Annotated in this window: 17 protein-coding genes; 13 read left to right on the top strand and 4 right to left on the bottom strand. The window is 52.6% G+C overall.

Annotated elements, in window-relative coordinates:
* Nucleotides 1-3 precede the first annotated feature (3 nt).
* From ABDW13_RS03240 to ABDW13_RS03215, 6 genes are all read left to right on the top strand, one after another.
* Entirely contained in the window at nt 4-816 is an 813-nt protein-coding gene (locus ABDW13_RS03240; protein ID WP_343550970.1) for an aldolase/citrate lyase family protein, read from the top strand.
* A gap of 1 nt (nt 817) precedes the next feature.
* Nucleotides 818-1810, top strand: a complete 993-nt coding sequence (locus tag ABDW13_RS03235; protein WP_343550969.1) for a hydroxyacid dehydrogenase — start codon at nt 818-820, stop codon at nt 1808-1810.
* Nucleotides 1811-1830: 20 nt separating this feature from the next.
* Nucleotides 1831-2826, top strand: coding sequence for an inositol 2-dehydrogenase (gene iolG, locus ABDW13_RS03230; protein ID WP_343550968.1), 996 nt, complete (start codon nt 1831-1833; stop codon nt 2824-2826).
* A gap of 141 nt (nt 2827-2967) precedes the next feature.
* On the top strand, nt 2968-3894 hold the full coding sequence (locus tag ABDW13_RS03225) for a substrate-binding domain-containing protein (protein ID WP_343550967.1): 927 nt from the start codon (nt 2968-2970) through the stop codon (nt 3892-3894).
* Nucleotides 3895-3906: 12 nt separating this feature from the next.
* A complete protein-coding gene (locus ABDW13_RS03220) occupies nt 3907-4977 on the top strand; it encodes a sugar phosphate isomerase/epimerase (protein ID WP_343550966.1) in 1071 nt (356 codons plus the stop codon).
* Nucleotides 4970-6139: a Gfo/Idh/MocA family oxidoreductase gene (locus ABDW13_RS03215; protein ID WP_343550965.1), complete on the top strand. Its 1170-nt coding sequence runs from the start codon at nt 4970-4972 to the stop codon at nt 6137-6139. Before ABDW13_RS03220 ends, ABDW13_RS03215 begins: the two co-directional genes overlap by 8 nt.
* A 40-nt stretch (nt 6140-6179) precedes the next feature.
* On the opposite strand, the gene ABDW13_RS03210 is transcribed toward ABDW13_RS03215, so the two are convergent.
* Nucleotides 6180-7196, bottom strand: coding sequence for a substrate-binding domain-containing protein (locus tag ABDW13_RS03210; protein WP_343550964.1), 1017 nt, complete (start codon nt 7194-7196; stop codon nt 6180-6182).
* A 152-nt stretch (nt 7197-7348) separates the two neighbouring features.
* On the opposite strand from ABDW13_RS03210, the gene ABDW13_RS03205 reads away from it, so the two are divergent.
* Nucleotides 7349-8485, top strand: coding sequence for a phytanoyl-CoA dioxygenase family protein (locus ABDW13_RS03205; RefSeq protein WP_343550963.1), 1137 nt, complete (start codon nt 7349-7351; stop codon nt 8483-8485).
* Between the two features lie 300 nt (nt 8486-8785).
* On the top strand, nt 8786-9076 hold the full coding sequence (locus ABDW13_RS03200; protein WP_343550962.1) for a hypothetical protein: 291 nt from the start codon (nt 8786-8788) through the stop codon (nt 9074-9076).
* Between the two features lie 60 nt (nt 9077-9136).
* On the opposite strand, the gene ABDW13_RS03195 is transcribed toward ABDW13_RS03200, so the two are convergent.
* Entirely contained in the window at nt 9137-9505 is a 369-nt protein-coding gene (locus tag ABDW13_RS03195) for a hypothetical protein (RefSeq protein ID WP_343550961.1), read from the bottom strand.
* Between the two features lie 111 nt (nt 9506-9616).
* Nucleotides 9617-10786, bottom strand: a complete 1170-nt coding sequence (locus ABDW13_RS03190; RefSeq protein ID WP_343550960.1) for an ROK family transcriptional regulator — start codon at nt 10784-10786, stop codon at nt 9617-9619.
* Nucleotides 10787-11050: 264 nt separating this feature from the next.
* On the opposite strand from ABDW13_RS03190, the gene ABDW13_RS03185 reads away from it, so the two are divergent.
* From ABDW13_RS03185 to ugpC, 5 genes are read left to right on the top strand one after another with little or no spacing between them, the layout of a single operon-like run.
* Entirely contained in the window at nt 11051-12298 is a 1248-nt protein-coding gene (locus tag ABDW13_RS03185) for an extracellular solute-binding protein (protein ID WP_343550959.1), read from the top strand.
* 9 nt (nt 12299-12307) lie between these two features.
* Entirely contained in the window at nt 12308-13216 is a 909-nt protein-coding gene (locus ABDW13_RS03180; protein ID WP_343550958.1) for a sugar ABC transporter permease, read from the top strand.
* Nucleotides 13206-14045, top strand: coding sequence for a carbohydrate ABC transporter permease (locus ABDW13_RS03175; protein WP_343550957.1), 840 nt, complete (start codon nt 13206-13208; stop codon nt 14043-14045). Before ABDW13_RS03180 ends, ABDW13_RS03175 begins: the two co-directional genes overlap by 11 nt.
* On the top strand, nt 14045-14989 hold the full coding sequence (locus ABDW13_RS03170; protein ID WP_343551208.1) for a carbohydrate kinase family protein: 945 nt from the start codon (nt 14045-14047) through the stop codon (nt 14987-14989). The genes ABDW13_RS03175 and ABDW13_RS03170 overlap by 1 nt, the downstream gene beginning before the upstream one ends.
* 2 nt (nt 14990-14991) lie before the next feature.
* Nucleotides 14992-16074 (top strand): sn-glycerol-3-phosphate ABC transporter ATP-binding protein UgpC, encoded by a 1083-nt coding sequence (gene ugpC, locus ABDW13_RS03165; protein ID WP_343550956.1) that lies wholly within the window; start codon nt 14992-14994, stop codon nt 16072-16074.
* Nucleotides 16075-16374: 300 nt separating this feature from the next.
* Here ugpC and bamA read toward each other — a convergent pair whose 3' ends face one another.
* Complete coding sequence (gene bamA / locus ABDW13_RS03160; protein ID WP_343550955.1) at nt 16375-18807, bottom strand: outer membrane protein assembly factor BamA; 2433 nt, start codon at nt 18805-18807, stop codon at nt 16375-16377.
* Nucleotides 18808-18868: the final 61 nt, after the last annotated feature.

The following is an 18868-nucleotide window of genomic DNA, read 5'->3' as shown; positions in this document are numbered from 1 at the left end:
AGGATGAAACTGAACAATATTAAAGCCCGCTGGAATGATGGGCAAACGGTGCTCAATGGCTGGCTTAGCATCGGCAATGCGTTTAGTGCCGAGATCATGGCCGAACAGGGTTATGACGCACTCACCATCGACCTGCAACACGGCTTTGTCGGCTATGAACAGGCTACGCACATGCTGCAAGCGATGCGTGCCAGCGGAGTCGCGCCGATGGTACGCGTGCCGTGGCTGGAACCGGGCATCATCATGAAAGCGCTGGATGCCGGAGCCTGGGGCATTATCTGCCCGATGATCAGCACCGCCGAACAGGCGCAGGCGCTGGTTTCCTGTGTGCGCTATCCACCTCATGGCAGCCGCAGTTTTGGCCCGACGCGCGTGACCTTTTCTGCCGGGCAGGATTACGGTCAGCATGCCGATGAGCAGGTGGTGTGTTTGGCAATGATCGAAACCGCCGAAGCTTTTGACAACATCGAAGCGATCGTCGCCACGCCCGGACTTGATGGCGTGTATATCGGCCCCGCCGATCTGACGTTGGGGCTGACCGGTAGAAAATATCGCACCGGCTTTGACCGCACTGAACCCGAGATCGTTGAGGCGATCAAACACATCCTCACCACCGCCCATCGCGCCGGTAAAAAAGCCGGATTGCACAACGGTTCCGCTGCCTATGCGGCTAAAGCAGCAGAATGGGGATTCGATTTAGTGACGCTATCCAATGACGTACAGCTGCTGCGCGGTGCCGCCGCGGCCAGCGTGCAACAGTTCCGCGAACTGAATGGCGGAGCAACCGCCAAACCTGCACACAGCGGAGGTTATTGAGATGCCAACGATTCTGGTTGCCGGGAAAATTCATCCCGCCGGATTGGATATTCTGCACAACGCGCCGGATTTTAACGTGCTGCTGGTGCCTGAAGTCAGCGTGGAAAGCTACGCACCTTATATCGCCGAAGCCGATGCCCTGCTGATTCGCACGCAACCGCTCACCGCCAAAGAGATCGCTGCCGGTAAAAAGCTGCGCGTGGTGTCACGCCACGGCGTGGGTTATGACTCGGTGGACGTAGAGGCGCTAACCGCGCGCCAGATTCCGCTGACCATTGTCGGCAACGTCAACTCGCAATCGGTGGCGGAACACACGCTGGCGATGCTGCTGTCACTGGCGAAACGTCTTTGTTATTTCGACAACAGCATTCGCGTGGGTGAGTGGAATCGCCGCAACAGCTTTTCGGCGGTGGAAGTGGCGGGCAGAACTTTGTTTATCCTCGGTTTTGGGCGCATTGGACGCGAAGTGGCGCGGCTGGCACAAAGTTTCCGCATGCAGGTTATCGCTTACGATCCCTTTCTACCTGACAACGTTTTTGCTGAGAGCGGCGTAACGCGCATCGCTGCCATCGATGACGGCCTGCAACAAGCCGATGCGATCACCGTTCATCTGCCGCTCAGCGGTGACCAAGCGATTATTGGTGCCGCTGAACTGGCATTGATGCAACCGCACGCCATCCTGATCAACACCGCGCGTGGCGGAATTGTCGATGAAGCGGCGCTGGCAAAGGCGCTGCAAAATAATGCGTTGGGCGGTGCCGGGCTCGATGTCTTGCAGCAAGAACCTCCTGCGTTGAGTTCTGCGTTGCTGGCACAGCGCGACAAACTGATTCTCAGCCCCCATTCAGCGGGGCTGACGCAAGAAGCGGCGATGCGCATGTCGGTCTCTGCCGCCAGCAATATCGTCAATTACTTTAACGGCCAACTCGATAGCGATCTGGTAGTGAACAAGCCAGTGCTGGCGCTTAACCAGTTGATGAGCCAACTACCCTAAACTCTATTGCGGAGAACATCATGCTCAAAATTGCTATCCTCGGCGCGGGCCGAATTGGTCAGGTTCATGCGGCGAATGTGGCGCGTCACATCAACGCGCAGTTAGTGATGGTTGCCGATCCTTTTATTGAAAACGCGCAGGCATTAACCGCGCAATGGGGCGGCACGGCTGTGCACGATCCGCTCGAAGCGATTAATCACCCAGATATAGATGCGGTGGTAATCGGCACGCCAACCGACACCCACATCGATTTGATGTTGGCAGCGGCTAAAGCCGGTAAAGCGGTGTTGTGTGAAAAACCGGTGGATCTCGATATTGATAAAGCGCTGGCGGCAGAAAAAGCGTTAGGCGAGCACGCTAATCGCGTGATGCTGGGCTTTAATCGCCGTTTCGATCCGGGCTTCAGCGAAATTCATCGGCGCATTGCACAAGGCGAGATTGGCGACCTGCATCAAGTGGTGATCACCAGCCGCGATCCGGGTTTAGCGCCGCTGAACTACCTCAAACATTCCGGCGGTATCTTCCGCGATATGGTGATTCATGATTTTGACCTCGCGCGCTGGATACTGGGCGAAGAACCGGTAGAAGTGTTTGCCAGCGGCAGCCGCCTGTTTGAGCCATCACTGGAAGCACTCGGCGATTACGACACGGTGATGGTGCAACTGCGTACCGCCTCCGGCAAACAGTGCCAAATCAATTGCAGCCGCCAGGCGGTATATGGTTACGATCAGCGCCTCGAAGCCTTTGGTTCTGGCGGCATGATGATCAATGACAATCATCGTGAAACCACGGTGCGTCATTTTAGTAAACAGCACACCGAAGTTCGCGGTCCGTTATTGGATTTCTTTATGCAGCGTTATACCGATGCGTATCGGTTAGAAATTGATGCGTTTATTCAGGCAATCAGTAATAACACTTCGGTTCCGGTTACAGTACGCGATGGTTGTCAGGCATTAAAATTAGCCGATGCCGCGCAATTATCCGCTGATACGCATGCAGTGGTGAAAGTGGATTAATTCTAGATCTACTAAACATCTAATTTATTGTTCTTAAAAGGTCACCATAAATGGCGACCCTACGAAAACTCACCCGACATTTGTAGGGTCGCCTTTTAGGGTGACCAAACGATCACAATATAATTAATCTGGAAGATCATCATGAAAAAAATAATCTTACTCTGCCTCACCCTACTCTCTATTAGCCCGGCGGTATTTGCGGTTCAAGTTGGTGTCAGTATTGCACAAATGGATGATGTATTTCTCTCGCGCTTGCGCGGTTATATTATCGAACAAGCGAAAACCTATCCTGATATGAAAATACAATTTGAAGATGCACAAGGTGCAGTAGATAAACAACTGAGCCAGGTGCAGAGTTTTATTAACAGTAAATTCGATGTCATTATCGTCAATCCGGTAGATACCCAAGGCACTAAAAACATGGCCGACGCAGCGCGTGCCGCCAAGGTGCCGCTGATTTTCCTCAACCGCATGCCTTCTGACGCCAAAATGGGCGATGGAGTGAGCTATATCGGCAGCGATGAAATCGAAGCCGGTCGCCTGCAAATGCAATATCTCGCCGATAGGGTTAAAGATCACAAAAGCGTCAACGTCGCGATCATGAAAGGGTTATTAAGCAATGACGCTACACGTTTTAGAACTCAAGGTGCGAAAGAAGTGATCGCAAAAAATCCGAATATGCACGTAATCGTTGAAGATACCGCTAAATGGATGCGTGAAGACGGCATGAACTTAATGAATAACTGGATTTTATCCGGCGATAAAATTGACATTCTTTCCGCCAACGCTGATGAAATGGCAATTGGTGCCGCAATGGCGATTAAAAGTAACGGCATTAAAATCGGCAAAGATATTTTAGTCGGCGGCACCGATGGAGGCCCTAATGGCTTGCAGGCAATTAAAAGCGGATTATTAACTGTTACCGTATTCCAGGATGCCAAATCACAAGCATTCGGCGCAGTGGATATGGCAGAGAAAGCGTCCAAGGGAGAGAAAGTGGATGACATTAAATTTATTCCATTCCAATTAGTCACACCGCAGAACTACCAGAAATTTATCACCAATTAATTCGGAGGCGTGATGAAAACAATTAAAGGTCCAGCGGTATTTCTCGCTCAATTCGCCGGAGAGGATGCGCCTTTTAATAGCTTATCCGGCATGGCGACCTGGGCGGCCAATAAAGGCTTTAAGGCGGTAGAAATTCCCAGTTGGGATACGCGGTTAATCGATGTGAAAAAAGCTGCCGAAAGCCAAACCTATGCCGATGACATTCTCGGCGTGCTGGCTGAACATCAACTGCAATTAACCGATCTTGCCAGCCACTTGCAGGGCCAGTTAGTGGCACTCCATCCGGCGTTTGATTTACCGGCCGACAGCTTTGCACCGGCCAGCGTGCGTAATGATCCTCACGCGCGTCAGCAATGGGCCACTGAGCAACTTCTTCTGGCGGCTAAAGCCTCACGCCGACTTGGCCTGGATAAACATGTGACCTTTTCGGGCACATTGTTATGGCCATATCTCTATCCCTACCCACAATGGCCGGAAGGTTTGATAGATGAGGGATTCAATGAGCTGGCACGCCGCTGGATGCCGATCCTCAACGCGTTTGATGAGCAAGGCATCGATCTCTGTTATGAAATCCATCCCACCGAGGATTTGCATGACGGCTTAACTTTCGAGCGTTTCCTCGAGAAAACTCAGCATCATGCACGTTGCCACATCATGTATGACCCAAGTCATCTGGTGTTACAGGCCATTGATTACCTGAGCTTTATCGATCACTACCACGCGCACATCAAAGCGTTTCACGTCAAAGATGCCGAATTTCGTCCTAACGGTAAAACCGGCGCTTACGGCGGCTATCAACCGTGGACCAGCCGCGCCGGACGCTTTCGCTCACCAGGCGATGGTCAAATCGATTTCAACGGCATTTTCTCCAAATTAACCGGCTACGACTTCGATGGCTGGGCGGTGCTGGAGTGGGAATGCTGTTTTAAAAACCCGGAAGATGGCACACGCGAAGGCGCCCAATTCATCAACGATCACATTATCCGCGTCACCGACAAATCGTTTGATGATTTCTGTAAATCGTATGCCGACCAATCAGTTAACCGCAAAATTTTGGGCCTTGAAGGAGCGCAGCATGAGTAAATCATTGAGTGGACGCCGCATCAGACTCGGCATGGTGGGCGGTGGTGAAGGTGCCTATATTGGGGGCATTCATCGTTATGCCGCACGTTTAGACGATCACTATCAGTTGGTTGCGGGTGCGTTTGACGTCGATGCCGATCGTGGGCATCTTTTCGCCGCGCAAAATTATATCGCACCCGATCGTTCTTACAGCGATTACCTCACCATGGCGCAAGCGGAAGCAGCACGTGAGGATGGCATTGATGTGGTGGCAATCTGCACACCCAACTTCACCCACTTCCCCATCGCTAAAGCGTTTCTCGAAGCGGGTATCGATGTGATTTGCGAGAAGCCGCTCACCACCACGCTGCAAGATGCGGAAGCGCTGGCCGAAGTCGTGAGCCAGACCGGAGGTTTTCTCGGCGTAACCTACACCTATTCCGGCTATCCGCTGATTGCGGAAGCGCGCGCACGCATTGCCGCCGGACAGATTGGCAAGGTACGCACGGTGCAGGTTGAATATCCGCTGGAGTGGATGGCGACCGGCGTTGAGCTGCAAAACAATCAGCAAGCGGCCTGGCGTGTTGACCCGCATAAAAACGGACGTGGTGGCTCGATTGGCGATATCGGCACCCATGCCTATCATCTCGCCGGATATGTCAGCGGGTTAAAAGCAGAGAGCGTATTAGCGGATCTAGCCACTTTCGTTGCAGGACGCGCGCTGGATGATAATGCGCACGTGCTGATTCGTTATGAAGGCGGCGCGCGCGGCATGTTGTGGTCATCGCAGGTGGCAATTGGTTGTTCCAACGCGCTGCGCTTGCGTGTGTTCGGTGAAACCGGCAGCTTAAGTTGGGCACAGGAGCAACCCAATGAACTGATTTACACGCCGCTGGAAGGTGCCACGCAAATCATTAAACGCGGACGTCATGATTTGGACGCGACCGCTCAAGCGCGCACCCGTACGCCGCCCGGTCATCCTGAAGGATATATCGAAGCCTTCACCAATTTGTATAGCGGCTTCGCGGCAGCGTTAAGGGCGCGAGATGAACAAAATTCGACAGCTGGGATTGGCGCGCTAATCCCGCAGATTGCGGATGGTTTAAAAGGCGTGGCGTTTGTCGATGCGGTGGTCGATAGCCACCAGCAAGGCAACATTTGGGTACAGCCGAAATATTGTTAGCGGTTTATCGGTCGCTATTTATGGCGACCGGTTTTAAACGTCACGTATACATGTTGTAACGCATGATGATATTGGTGCGCGAATACGGCGCGTAATTGCGCTCTTCCGGCAGAAAACCATGAAACTCTAATAACGCCTTAAACGAATGCTGCGCATCCAATTGCAAGTTGTGTTCAATCAAAGCGTCGATTTTTCCTGCCTGCATTAAGGCACGGTTCTCCCGATCGAGATCGTGCCCGACAAACACTTGCGGTTGGATGTTATGTTCATCTAACGCACGTAAAATCCCGGCATTGCCACCGCCCACGGTATACAACGCATCAATCTGTGGATGAACCTGCAGAAAGTTTTGCAAGGTTTCATACATCAAATGATCAATGCCAAATCCTCCAGCGATTACCTTAATTCGATGCTGCGGCGCAAAGGATTTCATCCCCTCTTCAAAACCGCGAATACGATCCTGCTCGCCAACAAAGGCTTTATCACCGGTAATCGCGGCAATGGTGGCGGTCTCTTTCCCCAGCCATTTCGCCATCAAGAATGCCGCCGATTTCCCCGCGCTCACGTTGTCTATGCCGATATAGCGCAAACGCTGACTGCCCGGAATGTCCGTCACCACCGTCACCACCGGAATACGCTGCTTAATCAGGTTATTGATGACCGGCACCAGTTGGCTGGCATTCATCGCCTTGAGAATAATGCCGTGGGTGCTGAGCGAGCATTTCTTCAACAAACGTTCGACTTCATCCACCGTCATCTCTTCGCTGCAATGAAAACGCAGTTGGATCTTGAAGGAGGCAAAGCTGGAAATCTGACTACTGAACGCTTCCTTTACCAACTCGCTGAAACGTTCGGGCGTATGCATGATGACGTCGAAATAGAGCGTGCGCCCTTGCGCCAGACTGCTTTTTTGCTGCAACTCCAGATCAGCCAACGCTTGCTTAATGCGGTGTTGCGTTTGCGGGTGGACGCGGCCGCGATTGTGCATCGCGCGGTCAATGGTGGCGAGGCTTAATCCTGACTGCGCTGAAATCTGCTTCTGAGTAAATTTAGGCATAGATCACATGATGATTGGGTGAGGTTTTTTTGAGGTGCTGTTAATGAAATGTAGCTGCTATTTTAACAAGCATCAACCTTATGCTGCTGCGAATGAATGGCCTTTTACCAGCAGATAAGGTGACAACCGATCATCGCTAACATGAGGTCATAATGATGTCATCCTATTTTGCTCAAGAAGATCAAATCTCAATCGAAGACTTTAAAACCTTCTGCGCCCAACAACTTGATGCCAGCGAGTATCCGCTCGCCAGCAAAGCCGTCGCCAATGTATTGATCTACGATCGTCAGACGCTGGATAAAGCCAATAAAAGAGCGGTGCTAAGCGAGTTGCATAAAGCACTCTCTTACGGCCCCGGCGTATTTGTGGTGCGCGGGTTATATGATGATTTGGCGGTGGTGGATCGCGCTTCGCAGGTATTTGAAACCATCATGAGCGATGAAGCCAAATCCAAAGTGCAAGCCGATCACTTCTCACGCGCGGGCAATAATGGCCGTATCTGGAACGCATTACAAAAACTGGCGGAAACCGATCCCCAAGCGTTCATCGACTATTATGCCAATCCAACGCTGGAGCTGATATGTCAGGCCTGGCTTGGCCCAGCCTGGAGCATGACATCACAAGTTAACCAGGTGCGTCCAGGCGGTGAAGCGCAGCAGCCCCATCGTGATTATCATCTGGGATTTCAGCAAAGTGCCTTTGCCAGTGAATTCCCAATTCCAGTCCAGATCCTTTCACAGTATCTGACGCTGCAAGGCGCAGTGGCGCACAGCGATATGCCGTTGCCTTCTGGCCCGACGCGTTTGTTGCCGTGGTCGCACCAATACGAATTGGGTTACATCGCCTATCGCGATCCGGCTTTTGTCGAGTTCTTCAACCAGAGCTTTGTGCAATTGCCGCTGGATAAAGGCGATGGCTTGTTCTTTAACCCGGCGCTATTCCATGCCGCCGGGAATAACACCACTACCGATCATGTGCGCACCGCCAATCTGTTGCAGATTTCCTCTGCATTCGGTGTGCCGATGGAAAAAGTAAACCATGAACAGATGCTGAAGCTGATTTATCCGCTGCTGAAAAACAGTCAGCTTACGTCGCAGGAATTAAACACCGTGATCAATGTGGCGGCGCGCGGTTATTCATTCCCAACCAATCTGGATACCGATCCGCCGGTCGGCGGCATGGTGCCGCAAACGCAGCAGGCGCTGGTGCAGCAAGCGGTGCAACACGAGTGGAGTACGACGGAATTTAATCAAAAGTTGGACGAACACAGCGCGCGCAGGGAAGCGTAATCATCAACAGGCCGGTCTTAATCCGGCCTTTTATACAAAAACAGATCGTTGCTGCCATTCATCTCGTCAATTGATTTATTTATTCTTTGTTAAATGGCTTAAGGAATTAATTAATAAAACACTCGATTAACGCTTCGCTTATTAGATCCAACCTTTACTGTTTAATATTCCTTGTCTCATTTGAGTTCCTCTCAATATTAAAATCTTCATTAGTGAGATAATTCTTAAAAAAATCCAACCCTACTCAATTTGATATAATTTAAGTAAACTTAAATTCAAACTCATCTGGGAGATTTTCTTATGAGCAGTTATACCATCCGTATCGAACTGAAAGATCCGACCGCCAGCACGTATATCGAATTGCTGTACGCCATGCTCGATAATGGCTTTTCGCGCAGCTTAGTGTGTGAAAAAGGTTTTGCTTATGTGCTGCCCGCCAATGAGTATGTCTATGTTGGTGCAGACAATATTCGGCATTTAACCGATCGTGTGGTGAGCTTAGTCAGTGCGTTCAGCCCTGATCCGGCGGTGCTAGTGACAGAATCTTCGGCGCGCTGCTGGTCAGGTTTACGTGGGGTTAATTTGGCGTAAGTTTTGTTTAAACGCCATCGTAATGACCCTGATGGCGAAAAATAATTTTCTTAAGATAACTTAACAATCATGCTCATCTAGTAACGCAGAAAATAATGCTTTCGCTTTCTGCTTTTCAATCGACACGCGTATATTTTCGCTAGTCATTTCATTTTGAACAGTAACTGGATGCAACTTGAATCCATTGATATCAATCACTAATTTTTTACTGATATTTTCACGCGTCACTTTTGCCAATCTGGCTTGTGCTTCAGGCTGCAAGGTAACATCTAATGCCAGATCGATTTCCTGGTATTTTATCATGTTCATATTGAGCGTTTTAAAATCACACAGTGCATTAAAGCGAATCTCCGCCTGTTTTTCACTCGACATTGCATGAATAGAAAAAAATAGTGTACTGAACAGGAGTGTTTTGTGGAGAGGTAACATGTTAACCCTTTTTCAACCCAAAATTAATACGTTAACTAACTAAAACTCATCAACACAATATATAAGAATCGACTTGTTAAATTGTCCGTGATCTCAGATATCAAATAATCATTACTTCATTAACACCTGAAACTGCGGATTAAATTCGTCGAAAATCGGTAAAGCCGCAGCACCGAGCGCGGCGGTGTCGCTGCCGGTCATGCCGATTTTCAGTCGCGTGCCAGTGAGATAGCGCCCGCGTACTGATTGGTACAGCGGCGGCAAACGGCGAATGATTTTTTCCAGCAGCGCGGCGGGCATCATGCCGCCGATGATCACGCTTTCGGCATCAAACACACATTCCAGCAGATTAATCGCCTGGCGCAGTGGCGTCAGCACCGTATCAATCCAGCTATCAAATCGGGCCGGGTCGACTTCCAGCAGATCTTCCGGCAACGCGGTCATCGGATCGAGACCGCAAAATTCATAGGCGGCTTGCAGCGAAACATAACGTTCCAGGCAACCGTGATTGCCGCAATAACATTCGCGTCCGCCCGGTTCGACCACGACATGCCCGACTTCACCGGCGTTATGCGCGTGACCGCTGTACACGTGGCCGTCCATGATGATACCCGCGCCCAAACCGGTGCCGATATACAGATAAATAAACGAATTGAGCTGACGCGCCACGCCATGAAAACGCTCGCCAATTGCCGCTACCGTGGCATCGTTTTCCAGCGTGACCGGCACGCCGCTCATCTCCGTCAATCGCGCTTCGATATCGACCTGCTCCCAACCGTGCAGCGTGGTCGGGCCAACCGATGAAATGCCTTCCACGCCAAACGGGCCAGGCATCACCACGCCAATGCCCAGCACCTTTTGCCAGCGTTCGCCGAGTTGCGTTTTAATCTCGCTTAACACCTCGGCAATGCGCGCTAAAGTGGCAACCGGCTCGGGTTTTTGCACCAGCATAAGGCGACGGAAGTGAATTTCGCCGGTGAGATCCACCAGCACAATCAGCAACGTTTGGTGATCAAGATGGATGCCGATGGAAAAGGCGCTGGCAGGATTGAGGGTCACCGGAATTGCCGGTTGTCCGCGCCCTTGCTTACGCGGCGCGCGGCTGGTGAGCAGTTCAGCTTGTTCCAGTTCTGCCACGATATTCGAGACGGTTTGCGGCGTCAGCGCAGTCAGGCGAGCCAGTTCGGCGCGCGTCAGCTCGCCATGCAAGCGGATGGCTTCAATGATCACGCGGCGATTATGCGCCCGTGCATGTTCCAGATTGGTTCCCGACGTTTTCACCGTGCTCCCTTCCCTTAATAACCTGCGCTACGCATCGCCGCATCAATATCTATGATCGCCCACACATTTTACAACCTGTTTACCTGACAGCAGCAAAAATCTATGCAAAGTAGTGTCGAGCGGCAAACGAGATTTATGCCCTGGCACGTCAATTGCTTTAGCTAAGCGATGTCAGCCGCAGCAATCTGACAACCTGTGCGCGTTATTAAATCAATCAAATTGATTTAATTAAACACCCTCTTCTGTTTTAAGGCGGAAAAGTCCATGAAAATCCGATTCAACCCAGTGATCAAAGGATGTTTTGCAGCGGTTCTGTTAGCCAGCGTCGGCAACGCAGCGGCGGCCACCACGCTGAATGCGCTGTTTATGACGCAAGCGGCGTACAGCGAAAATGATATCCGCGCCATGACGCAGGAGTTTCAGAAAGCGCACCCGGACGTGCAGGTTAATCTTGAGTTTGTACCGTATGAAGCGCTGCACGATAAGATCGTCGCGGCGCGTGGCGCGGGCGGTAACGGCTATGACGTGGTGCTGTTTGATGCCATCTGGCCGGCTGAATTTACCAAATTTGATTTGTTGCAGGACGTCAGCAGTCGCATCAATGCTGATGAAAAAGCCAAAATCTTCTCCGGCGCGATGAACACCGTGGAATTCAAAGGCAAAACCCTCGGCATGCCGTGGATCCTCGATACCAAATATCTTTATTACAACAAAGCGATGTTGGAGAAAGCCGGTATCACCACGCCGCCGCAAACCTGGCAGCAGGTGATGGACGATGCGCGCATCATTAAGCAAAAAAACATCGTCAAATATCCGTTGGTGTGGAGCTGGTCGCAGGCCGAAGCGCTAGTGTGCGATTACACCACGCTGGTTTCTGGATTTGGTGGCAAGTTCTACAGCAACGACAAACTCGACTTCTCTTCTCCAGCTTCGCTGCAAGCGGTCAAGCTGATGAAAAGCTCGTTGGATGAAGGCTTAACTAACCCGGCGTCGCGTGAATATCTCGAAGAGGACGTGCGCAAAGCCTTCTCTAATGGCGATGCGGCTTTCGCGTTGAACTGGACCTACATGTACAACATGGCGAACGATCCGAAGCAGAGCAAAGTCGCGGGTCAGGTGGGAATCGTTCCCGCGCCGGGTGATGCGCCAGGCAAATTTGGTGCGGTCAATGGTTCGATGGGCTTGGGCATCACCAAAGGCAGCACGCATGGCGATCAAGCGTGGCAATACATCAGCTACATGACTTCGCAGCCGGTGCAGAACAAGTACGCCACTTTGAGCCTGCCGATCTGGAAAAGCTCGTATCAGGATCCGGCAGTGCTGAAAAACCAGGAAAGCCTGATTGCCGCGGCGGATAAATCGCTGAACGTGATGTTGTCGCGTCCGGAAACCGCCGACTATTCGCGCCTCTCCAACACCTTGCAGCAGCAGTTGCAGCAAGTGCTGGTCGGTAGCGCAACACCGGATGCAGCGATGCAAACGGTGGATAAGAGTGCGGCGCGTCTGCGCTAAGGGGCAACCATGCTGAGTTTGCGTCAACGCGAACAACGGCAGGCATGGGTGCTGCTTGCACCCATGTTGTTGGTGATGCTGCTGCTCACCGCATGGCCGCTGTTACGCACTATCTGGCTGAGTTTCACCGATGCCGCCTTGATTGGCAGCGGTGAAGCGCCAGGCTGGGTAGGTTTGGAAAACTATATTTTTGCCCTGACGGATGACGATTTTCGCCGTTCGCTGTGGCGCACCCTTTACTTCACCGTGGTGTCGGTGGCGTTCGAAGGCGTGATTGGCGTGTTAGTGGCGCTGTTGCTCAATCAGAGATTCGCCGGTCGTAACCTGTTGCGCGTACTGGTGATTTTGCCGTGGGCGCTGCCAACCATCGTCAACGCCATGATGTGGCGCCTCAACTTCAATCCGGATTACGGCAGCATTAACGCCTTGCTGACGCAGTTAGGCATTATCGATGGTTATCGCAGTTGGCTGGGATCGCCCGATTCGGCGCTCAACGCGGTGATGTTCGCCGACGTATGGAAAAACTATCCGCTGGTGACCTTGCTGGTGTTGGCGGCGCTGCAATCGATTCCCGACGATCTGTTTGAAGCCGCGCGGCTGGATGGCGCATCGGCGTGGCGACGTTTTCGTGCCATCACCTTCCCGGCGATTGTTGGCCCGCTGAGCGTAGCGCTGGTGCTGCGTACCATCGATGCCTTCAAAATCTTCGACATCATCTATGTGATGACGCGCGGCGGCCCGGTGGACAGCACCAAAACCCTGAGCTTCTTCGTTTATCAAGAGTCGTTTAGCTATCTGCGTGCCGGCAGCGGCGCAGCTTATGCCATGTTGATGACCTTGCTGTGCGCGGTGCTGATCACCGTCTACATGCTGTTACTGTGGCGTCAACGCCGCAAAGGAAGCGCCCATGAAGGCTAAATTACGCAGCACCGGCAAATACGCGGCGGCGTTGCTGGTGGCGATTTCTGTGCTCGCGCCGATGGGCTGGCTGTTTTTGATGAGCGTCAGCGCCACCAGCGATCTCACTCGCGTGCCGCTGGAATGGTTGCCGCGCCAGTGGGATTTCACCCGCTACGGCAAACTGCTGTCAATGGAACCCGGTCAACCAGGTGAATTGTTCCTGCACGCGATGGGTAACAGTCTGTTAGTGGCAACCGGTGCGACGATCATCTGCTTGCTGTTGGCGATCCCCGCTGCGTTCAGCTTCTCGCGCTATCGCGGACGCGACGGCTGGCTGTTTGCCTCGCTCGCCATCTACATGGTGCCGCCGGTGGCGTTCGTGCTGCCGCTCTACTTCCTGTTGCAACACTTTGGTCTGCTCAACACCCGGCCAGGATTGATCATCGTTTACTGCTCGCTGATTTTGCCGTTCCTTACCTGGATGCTGAAAAACCAATTCGACACGTTGCCGCAGGATATTGAACAAGCGGCGCGGTTGGATGGTTTGCGCGTCTGGCAAGTTTTGCTTCGCATAACGTTGCCACTGGCGAAGCCGGTCCTTGGCGCGGCGGCGCTGTTTGGTTGGCTGCTGGCGTGGGACGAATTCTTCTATGCCTTGCTGTTCACCAGCAACATCGCCGCGCAAACCTTGCCGGTCACCATTGCTGGGTTTACCGCCGGGCGCGCCACCGACGATGGCCTGATCGCCGCCGTAGGGATTTTGGCCTCGGTGCCACCGCTATTTATTGCTATCTGGTTGCAGAAGACGCTGGTCAGCGGCCTCGCCAGCGGAGGGAGTAAAGGATGATGGAACCACAACTCACTGCCACGCTGTATGTGGTGGGCAATATCAATGTCGATTTGATCATGGGCACGCTGGATCACTGGCCGCAGCGCGGCACCGAAGTGATGCTCAATCACAGCGAACTGCGTCCGGGTGGATCGGCAGGCAACTGCGCACTGGCGCTCGAAGCCATGCAGGTGCGCCATCGCGCGGTGGCGAATCAGGGTAACGACGGCTTAAGCGCGTGGCTGGCGAGTCACTTTCCGCACAGTGCCGCGCACTGGACGCGCTACCACTGCGAAACCTCGTTGACCGTCGGCGTCACCCATTCCGATCACGAGCGTTCCTTCCTGAGTAATCTCGGCCATATCGTTAAACTCAGCGCGCAGGATGTGCTGGATCAGTTACCTGAAAAGGCCACTGACGGCGATATCGTACTGCTATGTGGCACTTTTTTGTGTCTGCATCTGTACGAGGAATACCCGGCGCTGCTGGCCGAGCTACAACAACGTGGTTTTATCACCGCCGTTGATACCGGCTGGCCGCCGCAAGGCTGGACGGATGAAGTTCGTCAGCAGGTCACGCGCTGGCTGCCGCTGTGTGATTGGCTGTTGCTGAACGAAGTCGAAACGCTGGGATTAAGCGCGTCAGACGATCTGTCACACAGCGCGCAAAACCTGACGCAGCAACTGAGCGGACGCGGCGGCTGCGTGGTGAAGTGCGGCGCGCAAGGTGCCCGCTGCTGGCAGGGCGAACAGCAACAAAGCCAACCCGCGCGACCGGTTACGGTAGTGGACACCATCGGCGCGGGCGACAGTTTCAATGCCGGATTTCTCACCGCGCTGCTGCATCAACAAGATCTCGCCACGGCGCTGCAATGGGGAATCAGCGTGGCGTCACTCGCCATCAGCACCCTGCCGCGGCGCTACCCCGATTGGCATCAACTGCAACTTTCTCAGGAGTTTTAAATATGGCCAGTGTTGAACTCGTAAAAGTGGCCAAACGCTACGCGAAACAATCGGTGCTGCATCCGCTCGACCTCACCATTCCTGACGGCAGTTTTACCGTGCTGGTTGGCCCTTCTGGCTGCGGAAAATCAACCTTGCTGCGCTTGCTGGCCGGATTGGAAAGCCTGTCGGATGGCGCGATTTTGATGGATAACGTGCAGATCAACGATCGCGATCCAGCCGATCGCGACATTGCCATGGTGTTCCAGAGCTACGCGCTCTATCCGCATTTAACCGTGGCAGAAAACCTGGCGTTTCATATGCAGGTGAAAAAGATTAAACGCGAGGAGCAGCAAACTAAAATTGCGCGCATCGCCGGCATTCTCGGCATCGACAAGCTGTTGCAACGCTATCCGCGCGCATTATCTGGCGGACAACGCCAACGCGTGGCGATGGGCCGGGCGATGGTGCGCAATCCCAAAGTGTTCCTGTTCGATGAGCCGCTGTCGAACCTCGATGCGCAGTTGCGCATGGAATTGCGCGCGGAGATCAAATCGCTGCATCAACGTTTCAAAACTACCATGGTTTATGTGACGCATGACCAGGTTGAAGCGATGACGCTGGCCGATCAAATCGTGGTGATGAAGGAAGGCCGTATTGTGCAGCAAGGCGCGCCGCTGGCGATTTACGATCGCCCAGCCGATACCTTTGTTGCACGCTTTATCGGTTCGCCACCAATGAATCTGTTGCCCGCACAGTTGGTTACCCGTGATGGCGTGCCGGGCGTGCAGTGCCAGGATCTGTGGCAGCCGCTGCCGCTGCGCTGGCAAGCCGCCGCGCGTGAACGCGAAGGCGCAGCAGTGACGCTCGGCGTGCGGCCGCATGATTTGCTGGAAGCCACCAGCACTGCGGCGGCGCAGGTAAAAGTGGTCGAGATTACCGGCGAATCGACCTTGCTGCATCTCGACTGGCACGGACATGCGTTGCATATGCAGGCTGCAGGCCGTCACGCTGCGACCAGCGGAGATAACATCATGCTGGGCTTCAACGCTGAGAAGATTCATCTGTTCGATGCCGAAAACGGCTTGCGGTTAACGGAAATTTAAAGCATGCACGATCCGTAGCGGCGCAATTTATTGCGCATCTTTATCGCGATAACAAAGTCAAAGGAACGCGATAAATCGCGCCGCTACATTTTTGTGCAGACGTTTAACATGTGTAAATAAAAAAGCCACCCAATCCGGGTGGCGAAATAATATTCATTAGATGCATAACAACGATATTCGCGAACACTCATTCCTTAAGCATTGCACGAGCGATAGTTTACGCCTCTGGCAATTTTATTTTGTCTTAGTCGTTTAAAGATAATGTAAAACTCATCTCAACCCTTAACAGATTAAATACAGCTACCAGGTTTTGCCAATATTAAACTGGAATTGTTCCGACTTATCACCCTCATATTTTTTAATCGGCAACGCATAAGAGAACACCAGCGGTCCTAACGGCGATTGCCATTGCAACGCTAAACCGCTCGACACGCGAATCTGGCTCGGATCGCCATAATCAGGAATGCCCGCTGCTTTGGTGGCGGCGGTATTTTCCCAACGGGTATCCCATACCGTGCCCGCATCGACAAATAACGAAGTACGCAGTGAATCGGCATAACGATCGCTTATAAACGGCGTCGGCATAATCAGTTCAGCGCTGACCACCGCCATCGCATTACCGCCGACCGCATCGTCTGATTTCTCTACCGGACAGGCGCCGTAACTGCTTTCGCTGCCGGTACAGCGGTAATACGCCGCTTTCGGGCCGATGGTATTACTGGAGAATCCGCGTACTGAACTCGAACCACCGGCATAGAAGTTGTCGTAGAACGGCACTTCTTTTCCGCCTAAACCATCGGCGAAACCGGCCTTGCTGCGCCCCATTAACACCCAACGATGATCGCTACTCAACGGCAAATAACCGTTGGCGCTCAGCGTACTTTTGTAATAACTGTTGGTGGAACCGGGAATCGTCACCTTGGTATTAAAGCCTGCGCTCACGCCCGAGGTCGGGAAGAAGCCGCGATCCAGCGAGTTGTAGCTCCAGCCGATGTTCCAGAAGAAATCGTTGGCAGTGAATTTATCCGCCACCGTTGCATCATCATCGTCGTCATCGCTGGTGATCACCTTGGGATGCACGCCTTGCGATCCCAGATAACGCCACATCGCCACCTGCGGCGCCATGTTGCTGACGCGGTTATAGACGTAATCTACGCCGCTATTCACGCTGCTGTTTTCGCTAATCGGGAAGCTTAAGGTGCTGCCCGCGCCAAAACTCTTCAGCGTGTATTCGGAAAGGTCGTTATCTTCCGCGCTGTAATCGTTGTAGAACAACTTGCCGCCCAAACTGACGCCATCGACGGTGAAATAAGGATCGGTGGCCGCCACTTCGACGTAGGTTTGGTAGCTATTTTTAGTGCCGCTAAAACTCACAGTGTTGCCGGTGCCCATCCAGTTATCCTGGCTGACGCCGAGTTGATAACTGATGCCGCTGTCGGTGCCATAGCCGAATCCGACGTTAAAGGTGCCGGTATTGCGCTCCTTGACTTTGTACACCACATCCACCTGATCCGGGCTGCCCGGCACGCGTTGCGTATCCACATCGACGCTTTCAAAATAGCCGGTGCGATTGAGACGCGCTTTACCTTGATCGACCTGATTGCTGGCTAGCCACGCCCCTTCCATCTGGCGCATTTCACGGCGCAGCACCGCATCTTTAGAGGTGTCATTGCCAGAGAAACGCACCTGACGCACATAAAAACGCCGTCCGGCATCGACATTGACGTGCAGCTTGACGCTTTTATCCGCGTCGTTAATTTCCGGTTGCGTGGAAACCTGCGGGAAAGCATAGCCGTAACGACCGAGCAGACTTTTAATCGCCTCTTCGTTCGCGGTAATTTTAGCTCCGTTGTATAAATCGCCCGCTGGCAGTTTTGCCAGTTTTTCAATTTCCGCAGAATGTCCCGCCATATCGCCAGTTAATATTACGCCAGTGATGTGATAAATATCGCCTTCGTGAATATTGATGGTGACGTAAATGCTCTTTTTATTTGGCGTTAAACTGACTTGAGTGGAATCCAGATTAAAGCGCGCATAACCGCGGTCGAGATAATAGCTGCGCAACGTTTCTAAATCGCCAGAGAGTTTCTGTTTCTGGTATTTCTGATCGGCGATGAAATTCCACCACGGCACATCATCACGTAATTGGAAATGCGAAATCAGCTCATCGGAAGAAAAGGCTTTATTACCCACGATGTTGATTTGCTGAATTTTCGCCGATACGCCCTCGGTGAAGATGAACTTGAGATCTACACGATTACGCGGCAATGGCGTGACTACCGCTTTGACGCTGGCGGTATATTTTCCAGCACTGTAGTAAAAATCCTCCAGCCCTTTTTCGATATCCGACAAGGTGGTGCGATCCAACGCTTCGCCTACGCGCACGCCTGAAGCATCCAGATTCTGCTTGAGCTGATCTTCTTTAATTGCTTTATTGCCAGAGAACGAAATGCTGGCAATCGCCGGACGCTCTCTGACTTTAATTAGCAACGCATCGCCGTCGCGCAGCACCTGCACGTCCTCAAAGTTGCCGCTGGCAAACAGCGCGCGAATGGTGTTGCGGATATCATCATCTTTGACGCGATCGCCAACGCGCAGCGGCATACTCAGCATTGCTGCGCCGGGCGTGACGCGCTGGAGACCATCAAAGTGAATGTCTTTGAGGGTGAAATCATCTGCACCAAAGGCAGTGGTGGTTACCATGAAAAGTAACCCGGTTAACATCTTCTTCATCTGCTGTGAGCCTGCCGTTTTTCCTGTGCCTGATTCAAGCGCCTTGCTTCCGCACCACATA

Origin of the sequence: Pantoea sp. (assembly GCF_039594315.1) — a bacterium.
Lineage (GTDB): Bacteria > Pseudomonadota > Gammaproteobacteria > Enterobacterales > Enterobacteriaceae > Pantoea.
This window is presented reverse-complemented; position numbering and strand designations above follow the sequence as displayed.